Source organism: Chryseobacterium sp. NFX27 (genome assembly GCF_049887855.1).
In the GTDB taxonomy this organism is placed as follows: domain Bacteria; phylum Bacteroidota; class Bacteroidia; order Flavobacteriales; family Weeksellaceae; genus Chryseobacterium.
Genome location: NZ_JAGEKK010000014.1, coordinates 26,432 through 47,107 on the forward strand (window position 1 = coordinate 26,432; position 20,676 = coordinate 47,107).

Sequence of the window (20,676 nt, forward strand, 5' to 3'; positions counted from 1 at the left end):
AGTAAGCAGGAAAATATTTCCTGCTTACTTTTATTATTAATGATATTATCTTAATCGATTGTTTTGATAGAATCAGAAAGAAGGTTGTTGAGGGTATTAAATTCCTCTTCCGTAAGATCACGCCATTTTCCCACCGGAAGATCCAGTTTAATGTTCATGATACGGATACGTTTCAGTTTTTTTACGTCATAACCGAGAAATTCACACATTCTGCGGATCTGTCTGTTCAGTCCTTGCGTAAGGATAATCCGGAAAGTCATATCATCTATCCTTTCCACTTCACATTTTTTGGTGACGGTATCCAGGATAGGCACTCCATTTCTCATTTTATCAAGAAATTTGGGCGAAATCGGTTTGTCTACCCGTACAATGTATTCTTTTTCGTGGTTATTTCTTGCTCTGAGGATTTTGTTCACAATATCACCGTCACTGGTCAAAAGAATAAGTCCTTCACTGGGCTTATCCAGTCTTCCGATCGGGAAAATTCTTTTCGGATGATTGATATAGTCAACGATATTGTTTTTCTCGCGTTTGGTATCTGTAGTACAGACAATGCCCACAGGTTTATTAAAAGCGATATAAATAGGCTTATCCTGAGGTTCGCGGATCGGTTTTCCATCTACCTCCACAAGATCTTCATCAGAAACTTTTGTTCCCATTTCCGGGACCTTGCCGTTAATTGTGATCCTTCCTTCTTCCAAAAGTTTATCAGCAGCTCTTCTTGAACAAAAGCCGACTTCTGATAAATATTTATTGATGCGTGTTTTTTCCATTAATCTTCTCCGTAACCTGTATAATTTTTATTGCTGAAAATAGTAATTCCATAACTCAATCCGATGAAGAAACCATTGGACTTACCATTCAACTGATATCCTTCAAAAGTAATCCCACCCTCCTGGCTCAGTCTTTTTGAGTAAGAAACCATAATTCCCAATCTTGCTCCCCAAAATTCGGAATCAGAAATCGCCGAATGATTGAGCTGCTTTCCATAATTTAAATCAATATAAAAAGGACGGTCACCGGGAGAGAATATAATCTTCGGCTGGATCATCCAGTATACCAGATGGTAATTATCTTCTATAAAGCTGTATTTTAATCCGGTCCCGAGTGCAAAGTTAGGAAGAAAATTGTAACCTCCAATCGCCGTCATGCCGTATGTTATTTTGCCAATCCGTTTCGGTTCGATATACTGTGAATTCGTAAACTGATTATCTCTGTTTTGAAGATTATAGCCGATATTGAGTGAAGGATTGAAGTAAAAATCCATTTTAGCTTTTTTAGTCTCTGTTTCCTGTGAGAAATAGGTAACAGAAGATAAGAGCCCTAAAAACAAGAAGAAATTTTTTATCATAAACCTTCAAATTTATATTCATTCTCTAAAAACTCAGTTGTTGCATTTTCAATGGTATACTCACCGATCTTTGTCCGCCTGAGCTGTGTAAGGTAAGCCCCCACTCCCAGCTCCTGCCCGATATCATGAGCAAGACTTCTGATGTAGGTTCCTTTTGAGCATCCCACTGTAAAGCTGACCAAAGGGAGATCAATTTTAATATCCTTGAGATAGAAGATTGTCGTCTTCCTGGATTTCATTTCAACTTCTTCTCCTGCTCTCGCCAGATTGTAGGCTCTCTGTCCATCTATCTTTATTGCTGAATACACAGGTGGTTTCTGCTCTATTTCCCCAACAAATTTTTCAAGAGCTTCTTTGATCTGCTCTTCCGTAATATGAGCAATATCCTGATGAAGAATTTCAGGCTTTTCCGTATCATAGGATTCGGTCTGAACTCCTATTTTGATCTCTGTCCAGTATTCTTTCGGAGCATCCTGGATCTCAGGAATTTTCTTTGTGAATTTTCCACAGCAGACAATAAGCAGGCCTGTTGCTCTCGGATCTAAAGTTCCGGCGTGGCCTATTTTAAATTTCTTGGGAAGGTTAAACTCTCTTTTGAGCTTATACTTCATTTTATTGACAGCCTGGAAAGAAGTCCAGTCCAAAGGTTTGTCCAATAAAAATACATATCCTGATTGCAGTTCTTCAGCTGTCATTATTCTAAAATTTCGGTGATACTTACCAAGCTTGGCAGCTTATTGACCTTCTGCTTGCAATCAGGCCCGTTTTCTACATTGACAAAGCATTTTTTATCACCAATGAAGTAGTATATATTCTGAAAAGGATATACCGAATTATTGGGAGCAATATTCACTGTATAATTTTCAGGTAAATTAAATTTATAGCTGGTCTTACTAAGAGTTGTAATTTTCTGACGGTAACATTTTCCCTCTCTGGAATATTCCATAAAAGGTTTGTGATCCAGTTTTTCGTCCGGGACAAGCTCTTTACAGATCAATAGATCTTCAGCAAGGTTTTTCTCTTTCAGTTCAACGAAAAATTCTATTCTTTCTCCTGTGTTATTTTTTACGAACAGCGTATGTGCCGGAGCGCAGGAAACAATCAGGCCGGAAAAAGCCAGTATCTTTAAAATATTACTTTTCATAGGTTTATTTAAAGAAATAGAAATAGATCAATAAAGCAATTCCTACAAAGATACGGTACCAGCCCCAAGGCTTGAAGCCATATTTGTTGAGTACTCCGATGAATGCCTTAATAGCGATCAACGCCACGATAAAGGCAACAATATTTCCTACTACAAAGATCATAATGTGATCCTGAGATGCCATAATCATTTCATATCCTTTCTGAGGATTTCCGGTTTCTTTACCCCATGTTTTCAGGAAAACAGAATATACCGTTACTGCCAGCATGGTGGGAACCGCCAGGAAGAAAGAGAATTCTGCAGCGGCTTTTCTTGTTAATCCCTGAGACATTCCTCCAATGATAGAAGCTGCACTGCGGCTGGTTCCCGGCATCATCGCAAGACACTGCCAGAAGCCTATTGTGATTGCTTTTCTTATGGTAATCCCTTTTTCATCGTCAATGGTAGGATTTTTGAACCATTTGTCTGCGAAAAGCAGCACCACACCTCCCAATACAAGTACTGAAGAAATGGCAATCTGATTTCCAAGGACAGATTCAATTTTATCATCAAATAAATAGCCCAGCACCAGTGCCGGAACTACTGCAAAAGCAAGTTTATAGTAAAACTGGAGATTTTTCAGATCAAAGAATTTTTTCCAGTATGCTACTACAACGGATAAAATAGCACCAAACTGAATGGACACCTGAAACATTTTCAGAAATTCATCATCCTGCAGACCCAAAAGGTTCGCTGCAAATCCCATGTGTGCCGTAGAAGAAATAGGAAGATACTCTGTAAGCCCTTCAATAATAGCAATAATGATTGCTTTAATTAAATCCATATTTTGTGTATATAAAAAATTTAAAGATTAAAAGATTCTGAAATGTAGAAAGTCTTTCTAAATTCCTTAACCCTTTAATCTCTAAATAAAGAATGTATTGATTTATTTTCTTTTTAAAATAGCATAAACTTCTATTCCAAAGCCTATCACTATGAACAGTGGTGCAATTCTGATCCTGCGGATGGAAAAAATACCGTCATTCCATGAATTAGGATCAAATTTACCATCTACTGTATTAGCATCCGGCCCCATCATCAGCAGGAAACCTACTACGATAAAAGCCAGCCCTATCAGCATCCACTTGAAGTTCTGCTGTCCGAAGTAAAAGGTACCTTCCTGTGGTACTTCGGTTTCATTGCCAAACTCTGAAGCGGCAAATTTATTTGTTTTTTTGCTCATTATTAAGAATAATATAGATCGTCAACGTTTGATTTTAAGAATCTCCAAGTAGCGAAAATGGTGCTTAAAACAGAAATAAAAATTCCTACACCAAGCACTAAAACAATCAGCCAGAAGTACTGGGTGTTATCCTGTACGAAGGCGGAACCAATCTGGCTCGTAAAATAGTACCAGACTCCTCCCAGTGCCAGAAGACCGATTACAGATCCGATAGCCCCTAAAATAATGGCTTCAATGATAAACGGCTTAAGGATGAATCTTCTTTTTGCTCCAACAAGCTGCATGGTTTTAATGATAAATCTTTTGGAGAATATTTTGAGTCTGATGGAGTTATTGATCAGCACTACTGCCAGGACAAGAAACAGAATAGAGAATCCAAGGATCCATTTCAGAATTCGGCTGAGGTTATTGTAAACATCCACCATCAAAGTACTGTCGTTCTTAACATCTATAATACCAGGAACAGCTTTAATTACTTTAATTGCCCCGTCAATTTTTGCCGGATCCACATATTCAGGCTTTAGTGCAATTTCGATAGACGAAGGGAAAATATTTTCCTCAAAAAGCGCATCACTGTCTATCCCCATTGTTTTTTTGGCTTCTTTAGCCGCCATGTCCCGTGAGATATAGGTGGCTTTTTTCACAGGAGCTAAGGTCTGTACCTTTTTAAAAGTTTCCTCCTCTAGTTTTGCAATCTTTACAGAATCTTTTGCATCGTAGTTTTCATCAAAATAAGCATTCACCACCAGCTGTTCTTTAATATAGTCAGAATACTTTTGGGCATTAATTAAAATAAGCCCCATCAACCCTAACAAAAATAACACTAATGCGATACTTATTACGACTGTAATATTGCTTGACCGAAGCCTTTTCTTATTAAACTCATCTACAGATTTAGCCATTAATATTAAAATTTTTGGCTAAATTAGAAAAAATCTTCCGAAATTTGGGACGAAATAAAGAAAATCATTGTTAATAAAATCATAAAAAACTTTGAGTGTAAAAGCAAAAAAACATCTTGGACAGCACTTTCTGACAGATGAAAATATCGCGAGAAAAATCGTGGAAGGTCTTAGTTTTGAAGACTATAAAAATGTCATGGAAGTAGGTCCCGGAATGGGCGTCCTTACCAAATATCTGTTTGAAAAAGAACAGACCATCTATCTGGCAGAGATAGACACCGAATCTATTGAATACCTGAAAAAGAATTATTCAAAGATTACAGAAAATACTTTTGTAGGAGATTTTCTGAAACAGGACTTCCATTTTATCAATGGTGAGCAGCTTGCCATTATTGGCAATTTTCCTTATAACATTTCTTCACAGATTCTTTTTAAGATCGTTGATTATTATCAGCAGATCCCTGAGATGGTGGGAATGTTCCAGAAAGAAGTTGCAGAAAGAACAGCGGCAGTGCCCAGAACTAAAGATTACGGTATTCTCTCTGTCCTGATCCAGGCATATTACGATGTATCTTACCTGTTTACAGTTCATGAGAATGTGTTTAATCCGCCTCCGAAAGTAAAATCAGGAGTCATCCGGCTGACAAGGAATCCAAAAGAAGGCCTGGCCGGAAATGAGGTTCTTTTTAAGCAGATCGTAAAAGCAGGGTTTAACCAAAGAAGAAAAAAGCTTTCCAACTCATTGAAAGTACTGAATATTCCTGAAGCTTTAAAGACCCATGAATTCTTAGACAAAAGAGCAGAAGAGCTGAGTGTCCTGGATTTTATAGGTTTTGCCAATCTCTGGAAACAAAATCAATAAGTAATCATTCCAAAAAAATAAAGAAGCCTTTCAAGTTCACTTGAAAGGCTTTTTATATATGATTTTATCTTACTCACGATTCTTAAGCATGATCCATCCGGACCAGTTCATCTGAATTTTTGATTTAGGATATTCGAAATTAAATTTATACCAGTAAGTTGCTGTAGAAAGTCTTTTTCCACCTACTGTTCCGTCCCATACAGGTTTTTCTTTAGAGAATCTGAACATTTCCACACCATATCTGTCAAAAACAGATCCGGTGAAATTTTTGAATCCAACCAATGCTGTAAGGTCCAGAACATCATTTATACCATCATCATTAGGCGTAATGATATTATTGATCTGCAGGGTATAGAAATCAAAGGTTCCTACACAATGGGTTCCCACTCTTCTCACCAATACGGTATAATTTGTATTGTCTAAAAGGCCTGTGAAAACATTAGACTCCTGCCAGATGATTCCATTGTCGATAGAGTATTCTAAAGTACTTGGAGTATTGTTCATCATAGGATTTTCGGCAATAATCGTCACTGTTTTTTTAGCACTTTCATAGTTCACTGCCGTCACATAAGGAGTAGCAGCACCTCCTACTTTCGCGGTGAAGATCTTTTTACAGAATCCATTATCCACTTCCACAGTATAAATACCCCAGCTGTCTGCAGTAATGGTTTGCGTTGTAGCTCCTGTACTCCACAAATACTTATAGTTAGGCCCTGCCCCGGCATCTAAAGTAACACGGTCACCCAGACACATTTCCACATCTTTTAAGGGAGAAGTGATCTCCGGTGTAACCTCTACTGTTATGGTAGCAGGGTTTAAAGAACGGCATCCTTTTGTTCCCACTGCGTAAACAGAGAATGTTGTCGTCTGATGTAAAGTTACGGTTTGTGTATTGCCTGTCCCCGGGAAATTAACCCACTGGTACGTTACACCTCCTTCAGCCGTCAGGGTTACTGTTTCTCCCGGACATATTTTAATTCTGGAAGATTTCACACCTGCCTTAGGCGTAGTTTCCTTTTGTAAAGTCAATTCTATCATCTTGCTGCAGAAGCCTCCGTTTGACACTACCACATAAAGAATCTGCCCGTCTGTACCGTTATAATTTAAAATATTCTGAATATAGTTAGCATTCTGAGCCACAGCATCCGCCTGATTTACATAGAATCTGAATACAGCGCCCGGTGTCGGACTTATTGACGGCATAGCATTCGTCAGGTCAAAAGTGGTAATATCCGGTGTAGAACACAGTAAAAGTGTAGCATCCTGGGCCTGCGGAGTGGTTCCCCCATGAATTTCTATGCTTGCCTTACCCGGACAAGGATTTCCGGGAACACTTACTTCAATGGTGTATGTTCCGGGCTGTACGGCCGTAATCGTATTCGTAGTGGCACCAGTTACCGGAGCTCCGTTTAAGTACCATTGATATAGTAAATTGGGGTCGCTTACTGACGCTGTGATCACCTGTGGTACATTATCACAAACATTGATTTCGGAGGGTAATGTAGCACCGCTGGGATCCAGAAGCTCTACACCGATATTAAATGATCCTCCTTCCAGAAATACAGCAGAATCCCACCCATGGTCTTCAAAGCTTCCCGGTGCATAATCGGCAACAACCATTTTAAAGTGGTATTCCTGCCCTGCCACTACAGTTGCGGTTGCAGTAAGAGGAACTGTTCTTCCTTCAAAATTGGTTTCAATATTGGCTGTATTATATCCTCCAAAATACATTTCATTAACCGCTGCACAGCCGCTACTTCCAGGAATTAACGGGTGAATATTGGTAATACTTACAGGACCGGCACCGCCCGGAAGCACTGCCATATTCTGGTAAGGTCCTCCTGAAGTCGGCCTAAGCAAAATGGCAAAAGCATCTGCATACTGACATGGGAATGAGCCGGAGTATTCCTCCGAAGCCAAAATATAATTAAATTTGATCTGTGATGTTGTTGGGACAAAGTCAAATTCCAAAAGAACGCCATCAGTCAGGGTTCCGGTAGATCCGATAGCCTGTGCAAGGTCTGAATCTGTACCTCCGCCATTATTGTCACTCAGGTTGGTTTCAGATCCATTTCCTGCCCGTCTGGCTTTTCCCGTAGAAAGTACAATTCCGTCTTTGAAAGGAAAATTGGTAGTTCCTTTATGGAAATATCCCCATGATCTGTCGGCATCTGTCACAGCATGGTTGGGTGTAATTTTTACATTGGATACAGTAGGTGTTACACAAGTATTTGTTCCGGAAGAGATCAAAACATCTTTTACCAGCTGCGTAATGGAATAGTTGGATTCTGCATATCCGGGAGTGTTTACATCAATAAAATTACCTGCTTTTTGAGTAACTGATCCGGCTGGCTTGTCTTTGGGAGGTTTCCGGGGTCCGTCTGCTTGTGAATATAAAAATGTCGAAACGACTAAGAAAAATAAAAGGAATAGTAGATTTCTTCGCATAATACTTTTGTTTCAACAAATTTAATTTATTTCTAAATATATCCTATATTTTTTATAAATTTTTTAACATAAAAAAAACAAACCTCCCAAATATGGAAGGTTTATCTATTAGTTTCTGTTTTTTAGCAATATCCAGCCTGATCGCTGTTCGAGTTTTTTGCTGGCAGGATTTTCCCATTGTACTTTATACCAGTAAGTGCCTGTAGGCAGATTCATTCCTTTTAAAGAACCTGTCCAGACAGCATCGGTTTTAGTGGCTTTGAAAAGTTCTGCCCCATACCGGTCAAAAACTGATGCCGCAAAATTATTATAGCCTCTGAGTCCTGAGAAATCTATTGTGTCATTTACTCCATCCATATTAGGAGTTATAGCATTACTGATTACAAACGTGAAGAAATCCAGTGAAGTACTACAATTGGCCTCTTTTACCCTTACCATCACATGGTAATTTGTATTATTTAAGACATTATAAAATATGTTGGACGACTGCCATACCACACCTCCATCTATTGAATATTCCAATTCACCTCCTGTAGGATTGCTTGCTGTAAGGGTAAGCACATGATTATCATATACTATATTTGTAAACTGAGGAAGATCAGGATTTAATAATTTTCCAGTGAACGTTTTAGAACACACTCCATTACTGATGGTAACGGTATACGTTCCGGGAACATTCGTAGATATAGTTTGAGTCGTTGCTCCTGTACTCCACAGATAAGTATAGTTAGTACCAGCACCGGCATCTAGAACGCCTGTATCTCCGGCACACACATATACATCCTCTAATGTAGATACAATAGCCGGCACCACTTCGATGGTTACTTTTGCAGGCAGTACAGAGCTACAGCCATTACCTCCCAATGCATACACTGAGTATTCCGTAGTAACTGTTGGCGAAACCACCTGAGTACTTCCGTTTCCGGGAAGGCCTACCCAATTATAGGTAATTCCTCCGGTAGCTGTAAGGGTAACAGACTCTCCAACACATATCTTTGATTTGGATGCAGATATACCTGCCGTTGGCGGTCCAACTATTACAGTAACTGTTGCCGGAGTTGCAGAAACACATCCGTTAGCCGCTACTGCAAATACTTCATATACCGTAGTAACCGTTGGCGAAACTACCTGAGTATTTCCGTTCCCTGGAAGGCCTGTCCAGTTATAGGTGACACCTCCCGAAGCAGTCAATGTTACTGACTCGCCAAGACATATTCTAGGTTGTGAGGATACAACGCTAGCCGTTGGTAATGTTGTATTTTGTGTTACAGTAACTGTTGCCGTATAAGTACAGCTTAGATTTCCCGGCTGGGATACATTGGTCACTGTAAGTGTATAAGTTCCTCCTGCATTGACTACAGGGTTAAGCGTATTGGCCCCTGAAACTATATTTCCACCTCCCGCTGCTGTCCATGCAACAGTAGATCCTGCTGGCACTACAGATGCTGAGGCATTTAGTGTAACCTGAGGTGTAGTACAGGTTATTTCCTGCGGTGCTGCTATCGTAAGTGTTGTTTCAGCTGTTCTCAGTAACTGAAGGGAAACCACATAATGACATCCTCCGTTTTTCACCAATACATATATAGTTTGATTTCCCGGTGGTGAATAGGTTGTTGGCGTTGCAATAAAATTAGCATTTCCTGCAAGAGCATCAGCCTGATTGACATAATAGGTAAAAGTAACACCTGCTCCTGCAGAAGTGATCTGGCTCTGGGCAGTTGTCAGGTCATAGGTAAGTCCCGGAGCATAACATTTATGCAAGGTGGCGTTCTGTACAGTGATTGGCTGCGAAACTTCAATCGTAATTGTTGCCGGGTTTTGCGATACGCATCCATTGGCCCCTACAGCAGTTACGGTGTATGTGGTAGTTGCAGTAGGTGATACCGTCTGAGTATTACCTGTCCCGGGAAGGCCCGTCCAAGTATAGGTGGCACCTCCTGATGCTGTTAAAGTTACCGATTCACCACTACATATCTGTATTTTACTTGCTGTAAGTCCTGTAACAGGCGGAGCACTGTCTCCTGTAACGGTAACATTGGCAACAGCGGTACAGGTAACGGGTCCCGGTTGATAAGTTTTTGATATTGTTAAAGTATACGTTCCCGGAGCATTGATAACCGGATTTAATGTATTTCCTCCTGAAACGATATTTCCTCCCGTGGTAGTCCAGTTAAAAGTAGATCCTGCAGGATAGACAGAAGCTGAAGCATCTAAAGTAGTCTCCGAGCTGGCACACGTTAATACCGCAGGCGGCAAAATTGATGCAGTCATCTGGGGTGCTTTTACCAGCTGTAATTCAGCTACTTTGAAACAGAAGCCATTTTTAACGCGAACATATACTGTTTGTCCTCCCGGACTTGAGTAGGCTGTAGGGCCGGGAATGGTATTTGCATTTCCGGCAAGTGCATCTGCCTGGTTTAAGTAATATGTAAATGCTGCACCAGGCGTTGTACTTATAGAAGCTTCCGCAGAAGGTAAATTAAAGGTTGCATTTCCAGGAGCGTAACAGGCCGTCAGGGTCGCATTCTGTACAGTAGGGGAAGTCCCTCCCACTACTGTAATGGTTCCTGTTCCCGGACATGTGTTTCCCTGGATAAATACCTGAACACTGTATACTCCCGGCTGCGTAGCGGTATAACTAGGTCCGGTTTGGCCAGGAATAGGAATATTATTTAAAAACCACTGATAAGTAACGTTAGGAACCTGAACAGAGGCTGTAAATGTCTGAGGTGCATTATCGCACATATAAACCGTATCAGGAAGCTGCACTCCGGCAGGATCCAGAATTTTCACACCAATATCAAATGAGCCCGCTTCCAGAAATACTGCTGAGTCATAACTCCTGTCACTAAAATCTGCCAAGACCATTTTGAAATGATAGGTCTGACCGGGAATTACAGTCGCTTTTGCGGTCAAAGGAATGGTACGTCCGTCAAAATTAGTTTCAACAATCGGATTATTTATTCCTGCAAAATACTGTTCGTTTATAGGGCCACAGCCAGAAGTTCCAGAAATTGCAGGATGTATGTTAGTCACACTCACAGGGCCTGCTCCACCGGGAAGTACTGCCAGATTGGTATAGGTAGGATCAGTCGCTTTTTTTAACAGCAAAGCAAATCCGTCTGATTTGGTACAAGCAAACTGAAACCCGGGAGCATATTCTTTGGAAGCAAACAGGTATCTGAATGTAACCTCTGTAGAAGCCGGAACAAAATCAAATTCTATGTAGGTAGCATCTCTCAGTTCACCATTATTGATACCCAAAGCCGTAGCCAGATCTGTATCTCCTAAAGTATTCAGATTGTCACTTAAAACTCCCTGATAACTATTTCCTGCTTTTGCAGCGTATCCTGTGGAAAGAACAATTCCTTTTGCAAAAGGAAAAGCTGTGTTTGCTTTATTAAAAAATCCCCAGCTTCGGCCAGGATCATTTACTGATAAATTGGGAGCAACAGTAACGTTACTTACATTGGACGTAGAACATGCTCCTCCGGAAATCAATACATCTTTTACGAGCTGTGTAATGCTGTAGCTGGACTCCGGATAATTGGGTGTATTTACATCTATAAAAACACCTGCTTTCATAGAGGAGGCGTTAGCTTTTTTTGCAGGTATCGCTGCTCTGTCTGTGTTTTGAGCAAAAACCAAACTGCCGATGAATGCAAAAAATAACGCCAAAAATAAATTTCCAATCCTCCTATTTAACATTTTATAGTATTTTAAACAAAAATACTATTTTTTTTGATTGAAACTTAATTTAACACAATTTACATTATCACTAATACAAGTTTATTTATTCTGCAATATAAATTTGCTTTATTTGAAAATAATAAGAAAGGCTGACAAATATGCCAGCCTTTCTATAAATTCTATAAAAGATTATTCTAAGTTTTTAAGAAGAATCCATCCTGTTTTCACTGCCGTCTGTTTACTGGCAGGATCCTGATAGGTTACCTGATACCAATAAGATGCCGTAGGAAGACGTTTCCCCTGGAAATAGCCATCCCAATACGGCCTTGTTTTTCCGGCTTTAAACACTTCCCTTCCGTAACGGTCAAAAACAAAACCTTGGAAATCTTTGTAACTGCTTACTCCGCTAAAATCAATGATATCGTTTACATTGTCTCCGTTTGGTGTGATCACGTTTTTCATGACAAATGTAAAATACTCCAGGAATCCTACACAGCTGGTATTTTTCACTTTGACACGGATAGATATTACTGTATTTTTAGGAACATTGGAAAATACATTGGAAGACTGCCATGTAAAGCCGTCATCTACAGAATATTCCAATACCCCATTACTAGGATTGGTTGCTGTAAGAACCATGGTTCCGTTGTCGCTGTATTCAACTTTTATGATTTCGGGAACTACAGCACGTATTACCTGGGTTTTAAACTCTTTAGAACAAACTCCATTACTGATCATTACGGTATATTCACCCGGAGTTGATACGGTAATACCCTGAGTAGTCTCACCTGTACTCCATTCATAGGTATATCCAGGTCCGGATCCGGCGTCTAAAAGGATCATATCTCCTTCGCAGATCTGCCCTCCTTTCAGTGTGGATACGATAGCCGGAACTACATCAATGGTAATGGATGCAGGTTGTAGAGATTTACAGCCCTGTGCACCAATGGCATATGCTGTATAGGTTGTTGTCTGGGTTGGGCTTACCGTTCTTACTCCTCCTGTAGAAGAAGTATCTCCCCACTGATAGGTTACCCCGCCTGCAGCGGTTAATATCAGAGATTCTCCTTCGCAGATCCTCATTCTTGGAGCGGTAATCTGGGCAACAGGTGTCTCTTCTCTTCTTAACGTCAGAGTCACTATTTTGCTACAAAATGCACCATTGGAAACAACTACGTAAATAACCTGTCCATCGGTACCATTATAATTGGTGAGATTCGTGATGAAATTATTGTTTTGGGCCTGTGCATCTGCCTGATTGGCATAAAAACTAAATACTGCCCCCTGTGTTGTGCTTATCTGTGGTTTAGCGTCTTCCAGGTTAAATGTACTCAGAGTAGGAGTAGCACAGAGCTTCAGTGTTGCATTTTGAGCCGTTGGAGAGGTTCCTCCTATAATGGTAATGCTGGCTTTCTGACATTCTGTTCCACCCACAAAAGTTCTTACTTCATATACTCCCGGTGAAGTGGCAATATATACGGCACTGGTTGCATTAGGAATAACTACGCCGTTTTTGTACCATTTGTAGGTCATTCCCGGCACCGCTGATACCTGTGCCTTTAAAGTCTGTGGTGTATTATCACACATATTCAGGGTTTCCCCCAATGGATTTCCGTTACCGTCTACGATGGTCATTCCGATGTCAAATGACCCTCCCTGCAGAAATACGGCAGAATCATAACTATTATCAACGGCATCTGCCATAACCATTTTAAAATGATAGGTCTCTCCCGGAATAACCGTAGCCACTGCTGTAAGAGGGATTGTTCTCCCTATGAAATTGGTTTCAATATTCGTGGTATTCAATCCGCCGAAGTACTGCTCATTAATGGTTTCACCATCACATCCTACTCCCAGGGGTACAATATTAAGAACACTTACCGGTCCTGCTCCGTTGGGAAGAACGGCTAAATTTTCATAGGTTGGATCACCTACTTTTTTCAGAAGAAGCGCAAAGCCGTCTGCAAAGTCACCACATGGGAATCCGCTTGTATATTCCTCTGAAGCAAATAAATAATTAAATTTCACCTGATTGCTGTTCGGAACGAAATCAAATTCCAGAGACACAACATCTTTAAGGTCATCCGGCGGATTGATAGCAGCCACCAGATCCGGATCATTCATCCCGGCTCCCGGAACAATATCGCTTAATGTGGATGCTTCCAGGGCATTTCCAGCTCTTCGCGCTTTACCGGAAACAAGCACCACTCCATCAGTAAAAGGAAAATTAGTCGTTCCTTTATGAAAATATCCCCATGCTCTTTCCGTATCTGTTGGCGGCTGGTTGGGGGATATGGTTACATTGCTCACATTGGGAGCCGAGCAGACAGACCCTCCGGAAATCAGTACGTTTTTCACCAGCTGATCTATGGTAAACGCGGAAGGTGCATAAGTAGGTACATTTACATCAATAAATGCCCCGGCTTTTTTACTCTGTGCACTAAACTTTTCGGGTTGTGGCTTTCTGTTCACTTTCTGGGAAAATGCGGAAACAGAAGCCAATAGAAACATCGTAACTAAAAAGTAATTATTCAGTCTATAATTGAACATTTTATTTTTATTTGTTCAAATGTAACAAAAATATCAATAAAAAACACTCTTTTAAAGTCAATTCAATAATTTTAACACCTATATTAATAATAAATTTATTTTATAATTACATATTCCACAAAATTAGTAGGATTTAATTTTACAAACTGGCAGTAAGCATAAAAAAAGCAGATCTAAAATTAGTCTGCCTTTATTTTTTTGAAAACTTCTCTCAGTTATCATTGATGTTATTCCTTTTTCAGCTGGTCTATCTCTGTCTGAAGTTGGCTGATGATATCTTTTAACGCCTTGATTTCATTCTTATTGGAATTGACATTACTCTTCAGAATCACATTCTTGGCTCTTTCATTATGGTCTTCCTCATCTTCATCTTCGTTGATTTCTTCAATATCTTCCTGGATATCTTCAATGTCTTCATTAATCTCTTCGATATCCTCGCTGATCTCTTCAATGTCTTCACTGATTTCCTCGATGTCTTCCTGGATGTCTTCAATATCTTCGCTGATCTCCTCGATGTCTTCCTGGATGTCTTCAATCTTTTCGTGACTCTTGTTCACAGACATCTGAATAAAAATAGCCAGATAAATGGCCTCAAGAGAAACTACCGTTGTAAGGATCAGAAGCATTTTATCAAACTCAACAATATTGAGCATTGGTAAAAGAAATGAGGTGGTGAAAAATAAAGTATGAGCGATGAGTGACGGGATAGAGCCCACCCACCACGTAATGCCGTTCGCAATTTTTTCTAAAGCGTCTATTTTTTCAGTTTCTTTTTTCATCCTTTCTTAGTGTTGTTTATAAGAGTTCTTTGGTCACCCCAAGCCCAAACAGAGCGAAATCATACTTAGCCGGATCCTTTTCATCAAATTTTCTGATGGCTACATCCAGTTCTTCCACGGTTTTCCAGTCGTTCTGTGTTCTGGAAACCAGCCCCAGCTTTCTGGAAATATTTCCCGTATGTACATCTAACGGGATCGAAAGATATTTCTGATCTATATTTTTCCAAATACCAAAATCTACGCCATGTTTATCTTTTCGCACCATCCACCGCAGAAACATAATAATTCTTTTGGAGGAAGAGTTTTTATACGGCGAACTGATATGTTTGTGGCTTCTGTGCTTCTCCTGTTCCAGAAAACGGCTTCTGAATCTTTCAATAGCATGCTGAAAATTAGTTTCCTGATCTTTTACTGTAAATAAATTTTCCAGGCTCTCATTTTCTTTATAAATCTTGTTGAACTGCCTGATGAAATAAGCAAAATCCTGTCCGTTAAAAGTTCTGTGAATACTTTTGTCGTCAAGAATCTCCAGATCTTTTTCAGAATAATTCATTACAAAATCATATGGAGAATTCCCCATGATATCAAGCATCTTATCTGCAGATTTGATGATTGATTTCCTGTTACCCCAGGAAATAGTGGCTGCCAGAAATCCGGCAATTTCTACATCCTGCTTTAGAGTAAAACGGTGCGGGATCTGTATAGGATCATCTTCAATAAAATCCAGGCTGTTATACTGATCCGCTTTTTCATTCAAAAAGCTTTTTAATTCTTCAAAATTAAGCATACCGGTTTTAAATTTTTACACTTTCCAATGCTTTTGGCAGGAAGGTATTGGGAAAAACATTTCTGGCTTCATCCGTAAATACGGTAAGGTCTGCATACCGGTTTGAAAAATGTCCTAAGATCAGTTTTCCCACTTCGGCTTTCTGGGCAATCATTGCCGCTTCCAGTGCCGTTGAATGTCCGGTATAGTCTGCCATTTCTTTCAGATCATGCAGGAAGGTGGATTCGTGATACAGAACCGTTACATTTTTAATGATCGGGAGCACCGATTCAAGATACCGGGTATCGCTGCAGAAAGCATAGGAAACAGGAGGCGCCGGATCCAGGGTCAGTACTTCATTTTTCAGGACATACCCATCGCTCAGCACAACATCTTTTCCTGCTTTTATATTATGGTAGTCACAGGTTTCTATTTCGCTGTATTTGGCGATTTCCTTCATATTCAGGTGTCTGTCTTTCGGTTTTTCTTTAAAAAGGTAACCGTTGCAGTATATCCTGTGATCCAGTGGGATGGTATATATTTCTACCCTGCTGTCTTCGTAGATCTTTTCTGAATAATCTTTGTCCAGCTCGTGGTAAACCACTTCAAAACCACGATGTGTTTCTGTAATGGTAAAGATGGTTTCCAGCATTTTTTTGATTCCCTTCGGACCATAAACATGCAGAGGAGTGTCTCTTCCAAGCAAACGAAAAGAGGCAATAAGACCGGGAAGACCGAAACAGTGGTCGCCGTGAAGATGGGATATAAAGATATGATTGATCTTTGAAAATCTCGCTTTTGCTTTTCTCAGCTGTACCTGGGTTCCTTCTCCGCAATCGATCAGAAAATGTCTTTCTTCCATTTCCAGCAGCTGTGCCGTGGGTGAAGAATTAATGGTCGGAATAGCTGAATTAAAGCCTAATATCGTTAAATAAGTACTCAAATCAATAGTTTATTGTAACAAATGTACGACAGAAAATTTAAACATATCTTTTAGATTTAAGTTTAAATACTGACCAACATAGAATTAATTAGTCTTTTACTTTAAGGAAGTCCAGAAACAGATCCAATGCCTGTTTGCGGTGGCTGATTCTGTTTTTTTCTTCAGGATTCATTTCTGCAAAAGTCCTGTCATATTCTTCAGGAACAAAGATAGGATCATATCCAAAGCCTTTGTGTCCTTTATTTTCTGTGAGTAAATTTCCGTGCACTCTTCCTTCAAAATAACGGGCTCCATTTTCATCATAATAGCATAGAACCGTAATGAAATAGGCTTTTCTATTTTCCTGACCTTCGAGCTCGCCTAAAACCTTTTCGATATTTTTAGCAAAATCATGATCTCCTGCATAACGTGCGGAAAAAATTCCGGGTCTGCCATCCAGAGCTTCAACAGCAAGGCCGCTGTCATCACCTAAACTGGGAATCCCGGTTTTTTCAAAACAGTATTTTGCTTTGATCAATGCGTTTGCGTTGAAAGAGTCGCCATCTTCTACAATTTCTTCATGAATATTATAATCGGTAAGGCTTTTTACTGTAAAATTATTTTCCAGGATCTGCTGGATCTCTTCTTTTTTGTGTGCGTTGTGTGTGGCAACTAATAATTCCATATCTATATTCATTTTGTCCGTCTCATTTACTACGGCTGATTTCTATCACAAATTTTCATTAAATTTCAGCGTAATGTACTTTATACTTTTTCATAAAAAGATAGTAAAATAAAGAAAAAAGTACAATGCCAACAGCCAGAATAACCCATTCGGAAATTTTGAAGGCATCTGCAAAACTTTCGCTTTTGGTATAAGTAACCAGCAATGAAGAACACAGGTTATTGAACCCATGCAACAGCATTGGCAGCAACAGGGATTTTGTTTTATGATATACCAGTCCCAGTACGCCTCCCAGCAATACTGCTCCTACAAATTGCCATGGATTGGCATGAACCAGTCCAAAGATAATGGACGCATAAAAAATAGCTCTCCGAGGATCTACTCCTTTATTGATAAGCCCTTTCTGAATAATTCCCCTGAAAATAATCTCTTCAAAAACAGGGGCCATAATCACCGTCATAATGATCATGATAACCGGCTCAAAGGTCAGCTGTTCCATAAGCTTTGAGAAAAACTCATAGTATTTTCCCCAAAACGGCCCTGTGGTAGGAATAAGCGATGTTATAAATTCTGAAATGAACATCATTCCCAACATCATAGGAAATATCAGGAGGTAGGTAGAAAAATTCGTCGGAGAGAAGCTGAAGTTCAGTTTTTTTCCTGTTGAAGGTCTGACGATGAAAAAATCGAAAAAAGCAATAGCAGTCAAAAAACCTGCTGCATTAGTTACCATCAGAAACCAGTCTTTCAGTTCGAGGTTTATCTTAAAAGCAATTTTCCAGAAACTGCCGAAAAAAGAAACAGCCATTGTTCCTATAAATAATCCTGCCAGTAAAACAAGACCGCCGATCCACGTAAAGGTAAACTTCGGATACCTGCTATTCTCCATACTTTTCTCTGTAAGTTTGTAAAAACAAAGATAATTTTTTTGAAAGCCTTAAGCAACTAAAAAAGGAAATACTTATTTTCGCCTGTTCATCTGAATCACCGCAAAAATGAATTTTATTTCAACCCTTCTGTATGAAAGAGAAATTTAAAGTAATGGAATCCGAGATCAACCGGCCAATGATGTATTTAGCCGGCAGTCTGATCTGGCTGGTCATTATTTCCGTAGCTGTAGTCATCTTTCTTCTCTTCAGTGAAATTTCCGGATCTGGTTTTATGAATGATCTGGAATATAGACCTTCCCGTTTTTTCATTCTCCTTTTTACTGAAATCGGCCTCGTTTTCTGCTGTCTTTTTTTGATTTATTTAATGGTCAATTTCAAGAAGAAGTATTTCCGAAGAATAATCATCGATGAAAACGGTGTATCTGTTTATAATATACAGCATGAGATGATTCACCAAACACTGTATTCTGAGCTGCATCACTCCAACGATATATATTTCCCTGATATCAGCCACAGAATTCATTCCCAGCCTTCTTTCAGAATAACATTGAGGATCTTTAAAAAAAATAAAACAGGTCAAATTATGGAAGAAAGTATTGATCTGAATAACAATTCTTTCAACATCAAAAACAAATTTGAACTCTACCGTCATTTTCTATACGGCATCCAAACCTTCCGTCCGGAACTTACAATAGGGCAACGTACGGCCGAGTACTTCAACCTGGAAACTCACAGGATAGATAAATAACTTAGATTGTCTTCAGCCAACTATCATCCATTTATTCCTGTAATTTATTTGAAACCTCATAAAAAATCCCGATTTTTGCAACTTCAAAATACACTATGTCAGACTTAATCAAAGAAATACAAAAAAGAAAGACTTTCGGAATCATTTCCCACCCGGATGCCGGAAAGACAACCCTTACGGAAAAATTACTTCTTTTCGGGGGCGCTATCCAGGAAGCCGGTGCAGTAAAGTCCAACAAAATAAAAAAAGGAGCTACCTCCGACTTTATGGAAATCGAAAGACAGAGAGGGATCTCCGTTGCGACTTCCGTATTGGCTTTTGAATATAAAGACCACAAGATCAACATTCTGGATACACCGGGTCACAAGGATTTTGCTGAAGACACTTACAGAACTTTAACAGCCGTAGACTCTGTGATCGTCGTAATTGACGTTGCAAAAGGAGTTGAGGAACAAACTGAAAAACTGGTTAAGGTCTGCAGAATGAGAAACATCCCGATGCTTGTTTTCATCAATAAACTTGACCGTGAAGGTAAGGATGCATTTGATCTTTTGGATGAAGTTGAGCAGAAACTAGGATTAAGAGTGGTTCCACTGTCTATTCCTATTGGTATGGGAAGTGATTTCCAGGGAATTTATAATATCTGGGAAAACAACATTCAGCTGTTCCTGGAAGAAAAGAAACAGAGAGTCGGTGAAACGGTTAAGTTTGATGACATCAATGATCCTTCCATAGATGAAGTGATTGGTGAAAAAGCAGCCCAAAACCTAAGAGATGAGCTTGAGCTTGTACAATCTGTTTATCCTGAATTCAGCCGTGAAGAATATATGAACGGTGATTTACAGCCGGTTTTCTTCGGTTCGGCTTTGAATAATTTTGGAGTGCGTGAATTATTGGATGCATTTATTGAAATTGCTCCTATGCCACAGCCTAAAGAAAGCGATACACGTCTTGTAAAACCGGAAGAGAATAACTTTACAGGATTCGTTTTTAAGATCCATGCGAATATGGATCCGAAGCACAGAGACAGACTTGCTTTCGTAAAAATTGTTTCGGGAACATTTAAAAGAAATGAAAATTACCTGTTGGTAAGAGAAGGCAAAAAAATGAAATTCTCTTCCCCGAATGCATTCTTTGCTGATAAAAAAGAGGTTGTAGATGAAAGTTTCCCCGGAGACATTGTAGGTCTTCATGATACAGGAAGCTTCAGGATCGGTGATACGTTAACGGGAGGTGAAAAGCTGAGCTTCAAAGGGGTACCAAGCTTCTCTCCGGAACATTTCCGTTATATCAACAACAGTGATCCGCTTAAAGCTAAGCAATTGGCCAAAGGTATTGACCAGCTCATGGATGAAGGTGTTGCCCAGCTATTCACCCTTGAAATGAACGGCAGAAAGATCATTGGAACCGTCGGAGCACTTCAGTATGAGGTTATCCAATACCGTCTGGAACACGAGTACGGTGCAAAATGTACCTATGAGCCTCTTTCAATGCACAAAGCATGCTGGGTGGAAGCCGATGAAAAATCTGATGAGTTTAAGGAGTTTGCAAGATTGAAACAGCGATTCCTTGCCAGAGATAAATATGATCAGCTTGTATTCCTGGCAGATTCTTCATTTACGATTCATATGACACAGGAAAAATTCCCGAATGTAAAACTGCATTTTATCAGTGAATTTCAACAAGACTAATTGAATAAAAAACAAAAAACCGTTCA

The 20,676-nt window shown here is 39.6% G+C and carries 18 protein-coding genes; 3 read left to right on the plus strand and 15 right to left on the minus strand.

All coding sequences use genetic code 11. From position 1 onward, the window contains the following. Positions 1-50 precede the first annotated feature (50 nt). From rluF to J4Q03_RS15290, 7 genes are all read right to left on the minus strand, one after another. Positions 51-773 (minus strand): 23S rRNA pseudouridine(2604) synthase RluF, encoded by a 723-nt coding sequence (rluF, locus tag J4Q03_RS15260; protein ID WP_426048991.1) that lies wholly within the window; start codon positions 771-773, stop codon positions 51-53. Further along, on the minus strand, positions 773-1,351 hold the full coding sequence (locus J4Q03_RS15265; protein ID WP_426048992.1) for a hypothetical protein: 579 nt from the start codon (positions 1,349-1,351) through the stop codon (positions 773-775). The genes rluF and J4Q03_RS15265 overlap by 1 nt, the downstream gene beginning before the upstream one ends. Continuing rightward, complete coding sequence (gene truB / locus J4Q03_RS15270; protein ID WP_426048993.1) at positions 1,348-2,046, minus strand: tRNA pseudouridine(55) synthase TruB; 699 nt, start codon at positions 2,044-2,046, stop codon at positions 1,348-1,350. The genes J4Q03_RS15265 and truB overlap by 4 nt, the downstream gene beginning before the upstream one ends. Then, positions 2,046-2,495, minus strand: a complete 450-nt coding sequence (locus J4Q03_RS15275; protein ID WP_426048994.1) for a hypothetical protein — start codon at positions 2,493-2,495, stop codon at positions 2,046-2,048. Before J4Q03_RS15275 ends, truB begins: the two co-directional genes overlap by 1 nt. Before the next feature lie 4 nt (positions 2,496-2,499). Then, positions 2,500-3,318, minus strand: a complete 819-nt coding sequence (locus J4Q03_RS15280; protein WP_426048995.1) for an undecaprenyl-diphosphate phosphatase — start codon at positions 3,316-3,318, stop codon at positions 2,500-2,502. A gap of 102 nt (positions 3,319-3,420) precedes the next feature. Next, positions 3,421-3,717 (minus strand): DUF3098 domain-containing protein, encoded by a 297-nt coding sequence (locus J4Q03_RS15285; RefSeq protein ID WP_426048996.1) that lies wholly within the window; start codon positions 3,715-3,717, stop codon positions 3,421-3,423. Positions 3,718-3,719: 2 nt separating this feature from the next. Continuing rightward, complete coding sequence (locus J4Q03_RS15290; RefSeq protein ID WP_426048997.1) at positions 3,720-4,619, minus strand: cell division protein FtsX; 900 nt, start codon at positions 4,617-4,619, stop codon at positions 3,720-3,722. 91 nt (positions 4,620-4,710) lie between these two features. Here J4Q03_RS15290 and rsmA point away from each other — a divergent pair, with 91 nt between their 5' ends. Further along, a complete protein-coding gene (rsmA, locus tag J4Q03_RS15295) occupies positions 4,711-5,481 on the plus strand; it encodes a 16S rRNA (adenine(1518)-N(6)/adenine(1519)-N(6))-dimethyltransferase RsmA (RefSeq protein ID WP_426048998.1) in 771 nt (256 codons plus the stop codon). Positions 5,482-5,550: 69 nt separating this feature from the next. On the opposite strand, the gene J4Q03_RS15300 is transcribed toward rsmA, so the two are convergent. The 8 genes from J4Q03_RS15300 to J4Q03_RS15335 all read right to left on the minus strand — a co-directional run bounded on the left by J4Q03_RS15300 (position 5,551) and on the right by J4Q03_RS15335 (position 18,210). After that, positions 5,551-7,929 (minus strand): choice-of-anchor L domain-containing protein, encoded by a 2,379-nt coding sequence (locus tag J4Q03_RS15300; protein WP_426048999.1) that lies wholly within the window; start codon positions 7,927-7,929, stop codon positions 5,551-5,553. A gap of 108 nt (positions 7,930-8,037) precedes the next feature. Continuing rightward, positions 8,038-11,637, minus strand: coding sequence for a choice-of-anchor L domain-containing protein (locus tag J4Q03_RS15305; protein WP_426049000.1), 3,600 nt, complete (start codon positions 11,635-11,637; stop codon positions 8,038-8,040). A gap of 171 nt (positions 11,638-11,808) precedes the next feature. Then, the gene (locus tag J4Q03_RS15310; protein ID WP_426049001.1) at positions 11,809-14,169 is read right to left on the minus strand and encodes a choice-of-anchor L domain-containing protein; all 2,361 of its coding nucleotides are present in this window, start codon (positions 14,167-14,169) and stop codon (positions 11,809-11,811) included. 227 nt (positions 14,170-14,396) lie between these two features. Continuing rightward, complete coding sequence (locus J4Q03_RS15315; protein ID WP_426049002.1) at positions 14,397-14,948, minus strand: DUF1003 domain-containing protein; 552 nt, start codon at positions 14,946-14,948, stop codon at positions 14,397-14,399. Positions 14,949-14,964: 16 nt separating this feature from the next. After that, a complete protein-coding gene (locus J4Q03_RS15320; RefSeq protein ID WP_426049003.1) occupies positions 14,965-15,735 on the minus strand; it encodes a TIGR02757 family protein in 771 nt (256 codons plus the stop codon). Positions 15,736-15,742: 7 nt separating this feature from the next. Then, complete coding sequence (locus J4Q03_RS15325) at positions 15,743-16,657, minus strand: ribonuclease Z (RefSeq protein WP_426049004.1); 915 nt, start codon at positions 16,655-16,657, stop codon at positions 15,743-15,745. An 88-nt stretch (positions 16,658-16,745) separates the two neighbouring features. Further along, complete coding sequence (gene rdgB / locus J4Q03_RS15330) at positions 16,746-17,321, minus strand: RdgB/HAM1 family non-canonical purine NTP pyrophosphatase (RefSeq protein WP_426049005.1); 576 nt, start codon at positions 17,319-17,321, stop codon at positions 16,746-16,748. A 58-nt stretch (positions 17,322-17,379) separates the two neighbouring features. Continuing rightward, positions 17,380-18,210, minus strand: a complete 831-nt coding sequence (locus tag J4Q03_RS15335) for a CPBP family intramembrane glutamic endopeptidase (RefSeq protein WP_426049006.1) — start codon at positions 18,208-18,210, stop codon at positions 17,380-17,382. Between the two features lie 131 nt (positions 18,211-18,341). Here J4Q03_RS15335 and J4Q03_RS15340 point away from each other — a divergent pair, with 131 nt between their 5' ends. After that, positions 18,342-18,959 carry a hypothetical protein gene (locus J4Q03_RS15340; protein ID WP_426049007.1) on the plus strand — a complete coding sequence of 206 codons (618 nt, stop codon included), beginning with the start codon at positions 18,342-18,344 and terminating at the stop codon, positions 18,957-18,959. A 95-nt stretch (positions 18,960-19,054) separates the two neighbouring features. Continuing rightward, positions 19,055-20,650, plus strand: a complete 1,596-nt coding sequence (locus J4Q03_RS15345) for a peptide chain release factor 3 (RefSeq protein WP_426049008.1) — start codon at positions 19,055-19,057, stop codon at positions 20,648-20,650. Positions 20,651-20,676 lie beyond the last annotated feature (26 nt).